This is a genomic window from Thermohalobaculum sp., assembly GCF_058622915.1.
Genome location: NZ_JBZSYN010000064.1, coordinates 1 through 6,928 on the forward strand (window position 1 = coordinate 1; position 6,928 = coordinate 6,928).

Here is a 6,928-nt window from a genome sequence, read left to right on the forward strand (position 1 = left end):
GCCCGGCCCGGCGCTCACGCCTCCCGCTCGGCGGCGAGGCGGCGCGCCGCCATCTCGCCGGCCAGGTTCAGCGCCTCGATCAGGCTCGCCGGGCTGGCGCCGCCGCTGCCGGCGATGTCGTAGGCGGTGCCGTGGTCGGGCGAGGTGCGCACGAAGGGCAGGCCCAGCGTCGCGTTCACGCCGCGGTCGAAGTCCAGCGCCTTGAGCGGGATCAGGCCCTGATCGTGATACATGGTCAGCGCCGCGTCATAGCGCGCCCGCGCCGGCCTGTGGAACATGGTGTCGGCCGGCAGCGGCCCGGCGACGTCCAGCCCCGCGGCGCGCAGCCGCTCGAGCGCGGGTCCGATCAGCTCGATCTCCTCGCGCCCGATCTGCCCGCCCTCGCCGGCATGGGGGTTGAGCCCCGCCACCGCCAGCCGCGGCCGCTCGATGCCGAAGTCGCGCTCGAGCGCCTCGGCGGTGATCCGCGCGGTCTCCTCGATCAGCGCGCCGCTCAGGGCGCCGGGCACCTCGCGAAGCGGGATGTGGACGGTCACCGGCACCACGCGCAACAGCGGCGAGGCCAGCATCATCACCGGGCGCGCCGCGCCCGCCAGATGCGCCAGGAACTCGGTATGGCCGGGAAAGGCGAAGCCCGCGCCGTCCCGCAGCGCCTTCTTGTTGATCGGGTTGGTCACCACGGCCGCCGCGGCGCCGGTCTCCACCAGCCCGACGGCGCGCTCGATCGCCGCGACCACCGCCGGCGCGTTGGCCGGGTCGGGCCGGCCCGGCACGACCGGCGCGGCGAGGCCGAGCGGCAGCACCGGCAGCCCGCCCGGATAGGCCGCGGCCGCGGCCCCGGCCTCGGCGATCTCGATCACCGCGACGCCGGCGCGCAGCGCCAGCGGCGCCAGCCAGGCCGGGTCGCCGATCAGGAAGAAGGGATGGCGCACGCGCCCGCTCGCCCAGGCCGCCAGCGCGATCTCGCCGCCGATGCCGGCGGGATCGCCCATGGTCAGCGCCAGGGGGAGCGCCAGGGGGAGCGCCAGGGGAAGCGCCGGGGGAGCGTCCGGGGCGAGCGGGTCGGCGCGCCGCTTGGACACCGCCGGCCTCCGCCCTGCCTGCGCCGCGCTCATCTGGTCTGGATCAGCGCGTCTCGGCGCAGCTGCTGCAACAGGCCCTCGGCCAGCCGGGCTCCCTGCTGGTTGGCCAGCTGCGCCCGCGCCCGCCGGCGCAGATCCGGGTTGTTGGTGTCGATCGACTTGCCGGACTCGGCGCGCTTGTCCAGCACCTTGAGGATCGAATAGCCGGCGGCGACCTTGATCGGCTTGGTGACGTCGCCCGGGTTCAGCCCGGCCAGTGCCTTGGCGATGCGCGGCGGCAGCGACGAGGATGTGACCCAGCCGACCTGGCCGCCCTTCTTCGCGCTCGGCGCGCGCGAGTAGCGGCGCACCGCCTTCTCGAAATCGCCGCCCAGCGACAGCTCGGAGGACAGCCGCTCGGCCAGCGCCTTGGTCTGCGCCGGGGTGCGCCCGTCGCCCTTGAGCGGCAGGCCGATCTCGGCGATCTGGTAGGCTTCGCCGGTCTGCTCCTTGAGCTTTTTCAGCTCGGCGCTGATCTCGGACTCGCCCGGCTCAACCTGGCTGGCGAAGCGCTGGCGCACGACCTCGCGCCAGACCACGTTGGCCCTGACCATGTCGTCGACCGCCTCCGGGCTGATGCCGTGCGCCGAGAACGTCGCCATCATCTTGTCGGGCTTCGTGCCGGCGAGCTTCGCCATCTCCGCGATCCCGACCTTGACGTCCTTCTCGCTGGCCTTGATGCCGAGGCGCTTGCCCTCCTGCATCTCGAGCCGGTCGTCGATCAGCCGGTTCAGCGCCTCCTTGCGCAGCGCATTCGGGTCGTTCTTCGGATAGCCCATCAGCGCCAGGATCTGGGCGCGCTGCTCGAGGTCGTAGCCGGTGATCGCCGAGCCATTCACCACCGCGACCGGGCGGAACGGCGTGGCCGCCGCGGCCCCTGCCTGCCCTGAACCTGCCTGCCCCGAGCCTGCCTGCCCCGAACCTGCCTGCCCCGAACCTGCCTGCCCCGAACCTGCCTGACCCGCGCCGAGCTGTATCGTGCTGGCCTGTCCCGCGCTGGCCTGTCCTGCGCTGGGCGGCAGCCCGCCTGCGTCCTGGGCGCGGGCGCCGGGCGCCGCGAGCGCCAGGCAGGCAACAAGCGCCGCCACCAGCGTCAGGGCGGGGGCACGCGGCAAGCCAGGGGCACGCGGCAAGCCAGGGGCACGCGGGAAGGCAAGCGTCGTCTTCAGCATGAATGCTCTCCGAATCCGTCCTGCGGGCGCATCGGCGCCCCTAGCGGCTCGTGTAGTCGTTGTTGCCCAGCGTGAAAAGCCTCAGCTGCAACCCGACGGTGGTCGAGGGCGGCGCGTCCTGGCGATTGGTGAAGCGGCGCTTGACGAACAGCTCGACCCGGCAGCACTCGTTCTCGTAGGCCAGGCCGCCGCCCGCCTCGACGAAGCGGTTGCGCTCCAGGTCGCGGCGGACCAGGCCGGACAGCTTCCAGTTGCGGGTCAGCGTCAGGTCGCCATGCGCGTTCACCTCCTCGCGGTTGTGCGGCGCCTGGACCGACGGGTCGTTCCTGAGGAAGACATAGCCGAGCGAGAGTGTGGCCGGGCCATAGGCGAACTGGGCGTCGACCTCGTTGCGCGCGAGCGAGCCGTCGTCGCCGACGCGGAAGCGGTGTTGCAACGTCACATAGGGCGGGTAGTGCAGCGCCCAGCCGGCGACCCAGTCCGAGGCGGGATCCCTCAGCCCGGACCCGGCGCTGAAGGCGTGCAGCGAGCGCGGGCGCAGCACCCGGCCGATGGTGGCATCGAACCCCACCCCGTTCGGCGCGATCAGGTCGTAGCGCAGGCCCAGATTGAGGCGGGGGCCCTCCTCGACCAGGTCGTAGCCGGGAAAGCGCGAGGTGTCGAACAGGTTGGTGGTGTCGAACTCGACCACCCGGCTGTCCTCGTTGGGGATGTCGCTGGGGTTCAGCCCGTAGGGGGCGATGATCGCCTGGGCGATGGGCTCGATCACGTGGCTGACGCCGCCGCCGGTCGTGTCGATCAGCGGATAGCGCGCCTCCACGCCGGCCAGCGGCGAGAAGCGGGTGGCGGTGGCGCTGTCGAAGGTGCCGAAATGGCTGGTCATGTAGAGGTCGCCGCGCACCTTGGCAAAGCCCCTCAGCGCCAGCCCCCAGGGCAGCACCGCGCGCCGCTCCCAGTCGGCGCCGATGCTCATGCGGTTGGCGTCCAGCCCCTGGTCGCGCAGAAGCACGGCGCTCGAGGCGAAGAAGCCGAGCTCGCCGCCCAGCACATGCTTGGGCACGTTGTAGCGGGCGTTGAAATCGGGCACCACCAGCGGGATCTGATTGGCCGGCTCGTCGTTGCGCAGGCTGCGGAAATAGACGCCGGTGAGGTCGAAGAAGCCGCTGCTGCCATAGCGGCGCAGCCACAGCTCGCTGGTCAGCCGGTCCTCGTTCGAGAAGTTGTAGCGCGCCAGGTAGCCGTCGTCGGTCACCAGCGTGCCGTCGAAGCCCCAGTGGAACTTGGCCGGCAGCTTGAAGTCGCCATGCGCCACCAGATGGCCGTGCGGCTCGTACTGGCCGGTGTAGTTGTCGTAGGTGAGGCTTCCCTCGAGCTGCAGGGTGCCGCCCTGGAAGTTGCGCCGGTACTCGACGATGCCGATCGGCGGCGCGCCGGTGGTCAGGAACGGCGTGAAGGTCAGGTCCGAGTAGTTGTCGATCACCCAGTAATAGGGCACCTGCACGCCGAAGCCGTAGGTCGAGGACTGCTGGAAACTCGGCACCAGGAAGCCCGACGCCCGCTTCACCGTCGGATCGGGCTGGCTCAGCCAGGGCAGCCACATCACCGGCACGCCGAACAGGTCGAACGTGGCGTCCTCGTAGTGGATGCGGTGCTCCTTCTGGTCGTGGATCACCTTGCGCGCGCGGATGCGCCACAGCGGTGTGGGGTTGTGCGCGCAGACGTTGCACGGGCTGTAGACCGCCTTCGACAGCACATTGTAGCGGCCCTCGACGCGCCGCGCCTCGACCGCGGAGAGCTTGATGTTCTCGGCGATGACCGCCTTGGCGCCGCGCACCAGCCCGTTGCGCAGGTCGCTGTCGAGCTCGGCGAAGCTGCCGAAGACGGTGACGCCCGAGGGGTCGCGCATGACCAGCTTGCCCTCGGCGGTGATCTTGCCGGCGCGGCTGTCGTAGATCACGCGGTCCGCCGTCAGCGTGCGCTGGCCATAGAAGATCTGCACGTGGCCGGTGGCGACCACGCGGCCGGTCTTGTCGTCGTACTGGACATCGTCCGCAAGCAACGCCACGGGCAGGTTCGGCTTGACCGGCGGCACCTTGGACAGCACGCGCGCCGCCTCGCTGCTGGGCTGCTTGGCCGCCGTGGGCTTGGGCGCGGGCTGCATGCCCGACATCTTCGCCTCCGCCGGCCCCGGCGAGACGAGCAGGACAGCGGCTGCGAGGCCGCCCAGCAGTGCACCCGTCAGCGCACCCATGCCTCGGCGCATTGCGGAAACCCCTCGTCCCCGGGCCGCCTCCCCGGCAGGCGACCCCTCCCTTTCTAGCCGTCCTCGAGATGCAGCAGCAACCCCAGAGCGAACATCACCGCCGAGACCGGCGGCGCCCAGGCGGCGATCAGCACCGGCACCGCGCCCGACGAGCCCAGCGCCGTGGCCAGGTCGGAGAGGAAGAAATAGGCAAACCCCGCCAGCACGCAGGCCAGCGCGCGATAGCCCGCGCCGCCCAGCCGCGCGTGGCGCATGGCAAAGCCCGCGCCGATCAGCAGCATGGCGACGAACACCACCGGTAGGGCCAGCAGCCCCTCCCAGTGCAGCCGGTGCCGCGCGGCGTTGAAGCCGGCGTGCTCGAGCAGCGCGATGAATCCCGGCAGCTGCCAGAACGAGATGGTGCGCGGCGGCGCGAAGCTCTCCTGGATGCGCTCGGGCGTCAGGTCGGTCGGGATCCGCAGCGCGTTCGAGCGCGTCGGCCGGGTCACCAGCTCCGAGCGCTGGGCACTCTGCATGTCGAGGTTCGCCAGCTCCCACGACCGCACCCCGTGCAGCCGCCACGCGCCGGGCTCGAGCACCGCCGAGCGCGCCTCGATGCGCTTGACCAGCCGGTCGCCGGTGCCGAACTCGAACACGCTCACCGACCACAGCCGCTCGCCGGTGCCGCTCGCGCCCCTGGCGCGGATCACGGTCTGGCCCAGCTTGCCGCCCTGGCGCAGCCACAGCCCGCCGCCGGCGAAGGCCATGCTGCTCGATCCGGGGTCAAAATAGGCCACCTCCAGCGCCTCGTAGCGCTTGGCGAAGGCGGCGGCCAGCGGGTTGAAGGCGGTGACGATGAAGATCCCGAGCGCCAGCGCCACCGCCCCCGCTGGCAGCAAGAGCTGCCACACCGAGACCCCGACCGCCCGTATCACCACCAGCTCGCTCGAGCGCGCCAGCATGGCAAAGCAGGTCAGCGCCGCCAACAGCATGGTGAAGGGCGCCACGGTCAGCGTCACCGTGGGTGCGTGCAGCAGCGACATGCCCACCAGGTCGGGGAAGCTGGCGGTGCCCTGGCTGTTCTTGCGCAAGAGCTCGACCAGGTGGATGACGAAGATCAGGAAGAACACCCCCAGGAAGCTGCCCGCGGCGGCGCCGAAGAAGCGCCGCGCGATATAGGCGCCAAGCGAGGGGCTCATGTCGCGCCCTCCGCGCCGGTCGCGCGCCGCCGCCCTGCCAGCCGCCGCCCCGCCAGCCGCCGCCCCGGCAGGCGCCGGCCCGACAGCACCCACAGCGCCAGCGCAATGCCCGCCACGGGCGGCAGGTACATGGTCGGCCACAGCGCCGCCTGGCCGGCCACCATGCCCTTGGCCGCCAGCCCGGCCAGGCGGAACGCCAGCGCCGCCCCGGTCGCGGCCAGGATGCGCCCCAGAAAGCCGCGCCGGCGAAAGCCCGGGCCGACCACGAAGGCCACCGCCACCAGCGCGAACACCAGCGCGTAGAGCGGCCCGGTGAGCGCCTCGTGCGCCTCCGCCCGGTAGGCGCCCAGCGGCACGTGCTGGGCGCGCGCCTGCGCCGCGGTCATGGCGAACAGCTGCGGCAGGTAGAACTCGGAAGGCTTGCGCCGCCGGTTGGTCGCGTGGCCCATGAACTGGGTCAGGTCGTAGCCCAGCCGCTGGAAGCGCAGGATCGACAGCGCGCCGGCCTCGCTGGGGCGGGTGATCTGGATCACGCCGTCGAACATGACCAGGCGCGTGCCCTTGTCGTCGGTCACCAGCACGGCGCGCTGCGCCGTGTAGGTGGCGGTCTCGCCGGGCTTGCGCTCGTCGTGGATGAACAGCCCCTTCATCTCGCCCGGCCGGCCCATGGCGCGCAGGTAGACCGTGACCCCCTTGGCCGGCGACTCGAACTCGCCCTCGCGCAGGAAGGCCGAAACCACGTCGCCCTTGATCTGGAACAGCCGCGCCCTCAGCTCGCGCTGCGAGCCGGGGATCACCGCCAGCGTCAGCACATAGGTGGCCAGCGTGACCAGCGCGGCGAACATCAAGACCGGGCGGATCAGCGCCGTCCAGCTGAAGCCGGTGGCGAACATCACCACGATCTCGCTGTCCGAGAACAGCCGGTTGACGGTGTAGAGCGTGGCCGCGAAGCACGACACCGGCAGCACGATCGACAGCCCCGTGGGCAGCACCAGCACCGCCAGCTCCAGGAACGTCCCGGCCGACTGGGCGTTGTTGACGATGATCTCGATCAGCTGCAGCGACTTGGCCAGCCAGATCGTGCCGGTCAAAACCAGCACGAAGAACACGAACGGTCCGGCGATCTGGCGGAAGATGTAGCTGTCGAGCCGGCGCAAACGTGGCCTCCGAAACGGTCGGGCCGCCCGGCCGGGC

At 71.6% G+C, this 6,928-nt stretch carries 5 protein-coding genes; all 5 read right to left on the reverse strand.

Annotated features, from left to right (window positions below; all coding sequences use genetic code 11):
• Positions 1 to 14: 14 nt before the first annotated feature.
• Complete coding sequence (gene pdxA / locus AC32QD_RS05465) at positions 15 to 1,016, reverse strand: 4-hydroxythreonine-4-phosphate dehydrogenase PdxA (RefSeq protein WP_492009476.1); 1,002 nt, start codon at positions 1,014 to 1,016, stop codon at positions 15 to 17.
• A 95-nt stretch (positions 1,017 to 1,111) separates the two neighbouring features.
• Positions 1,112 to 2,293 (reverse strand): peptidylprolyl isomerase, encoded by a 1,182-nt coding sequence (locus AC32QD_RS05470; protein ID WP_492009472.1) that lies wholly within the window; start codon positions 2,291 to 2,293, stop codon positions 1,112 to 1,114.
• Between the two features lie 40 nt (positions 2,294 to 2,333).
• Positions 2,334 to 4,556, reverse strand: a complete 2,223-nt coding sequence (locus tag AC32QD_RS05475; protein ID WP_492009473.1) for an LPS-assembly protein LptD — start codon at positions 4,554 to 4,556, stop codon at positions 2,334 to 2,336.
• Between the two features lie 53 nt (positions 4,557 to 4,609).
• Positions 4,610 to 5,734, reverse strand: a complete 1,125-nt coding sequence (lptG, locus tag AC32QD_RS05480; protein ID WP_492009474.1) for an LPS export ABC transporter permease LptG — start codon at positions 5,732 to 5,734, stop codon at positions 4,610 to 4,612.
• The gene (gene lptF, locus AC32QD_RS05485) at positions 5,731 to 6,891 is read right to left on the reverse strand and encodes an LPS export ABC transporter permease LptF (RefSeq protein ID WP_492009475.1); all 1,161 of its coding nucleotides are present in this window, start codon (positions 6,889 to 6,891) and stop codon (positions 5,731 to 5,733) included. The genes lptG and lptF overlap by 4 nt, the downstream gene beginning before the upstream one ends.
• Between the last annotated feature and the right edge of the window lie 37 nt (positions 6,892 to 6,928).